This window comes from Aequitasia blattaphilus (assembly GCF_024721305.1).
In the GTDB taxonomy this organism is placed as follows: Bacteria; Bacillota; Clostridia; order Lachnospirales; family Lachnospiraceae; genus Aequitasia; species Aequitasia blattaphila.
Genome location: NZ_JAMXOD010000063.1, coordinates 1 through 859, shown reverse-complemented (window position 1 = coordinate 859; position 859 = coordinate 1). Strand labels below are relative to the sequence as shown.

Sequence of the window (859 nt, the reverse complement as noted above, 5' to 3'; positions counted from 1 at the left end):
AGCGTCTTGGCAATTCTTTTCTGAAAGTTAAATCCGATATTTATCGTAACTGTCCGAAAGGATTCTATGTTTTTGCCAAACCCAATAACTGTAATCCCAATGATGTATTTAAGTACATTGGACGCTACCTTGGGCGTCCTGTTATTGCCACTTCACGTATTGATTCTTATGATGGTGAACGCGTTACTTTTCATTATCACCGCCATGAAGATGATAAACTTGTCACGGAATGTATTCCTGCAACGGAGTTTATCTCTCGATTAATCCGACATATCCCCGAAAAACACTTTAAGATGATTCGCTATTATGGCATTTATACAAGGCATTATGATAACGAAAACCCAATTCATCGGGCGATTCCAAAAGAAAAACATCAAATCCTTCTCTCCTTCAATAAGTGGCGAGAATCCATACTTTCCTCTTTTGGTTATGATCCCTTAAAATGCCCTAAATGTGGCAAAATAATGTTCTTTGTTGAACTTTATTTCAATCATAAATCAGTTTCTCTGCAAGAACTTTATGAAAGGATTATGAAAAAGTCTCGTGTACCCACCTGATATTCTTTTACATCCTCTCTCCTCCATGCTAAACTCTAAGAAACAACTTTGCTTAGGAGGTGGCAACTATTAACGAAAAAGAACTTGTAGAAAAACTGCGCGATAAATATATGAAAAAACCACCGGAAGGCATGACACCTTCTCTGATTAAGAGTATGAGTGACAGTGATCTTCTTGATATGGATTACTTCTTACATGAAGATGTCTTTCCCGGTGATGACGATGGTGAAGAAGGTTTTTACATCTTCTAAAATATACATCGTTTCTTTTAGTGTCCTTAATCTCAAGGGCACTATTTTTTA

Annotated in this window: 2 protein-coding genes; both read left to right on the top strand. The window is 36.7% G+C overall.

Annotation, left to right across the window (positions count from 1 at the left end; translation table 11 throughout):
- The coding region (locus NHH15_RS15445; RefSeq protein WP_262067541.1) for an IS91 family transposase at positions 1–557 on the top strand (557 nt) is incomplete at its 5' end.
- Between the two features lie 110 nt (positions 558–667).
- A complete protein-coding gene (locus NHH15_RS15440; RefSeq protein ID WP_262067540.1) occupies positions 668–808 on the top strand; it encodes a hypothetical protein in 141 nt (46 codons plus the stop codon).
- Positions 809–859 lie beyond the last annotated feature (51 nt).

Excerpts from the sequence above, each read along its gene's own strand:
- NHH15_RS15440 (WP_262067540.1), top strand. The coding sequence starts at position 668 with ATGAAAAAACCACCGGAAGGCATGACACCTTCTCTGATTAAGAGTATG.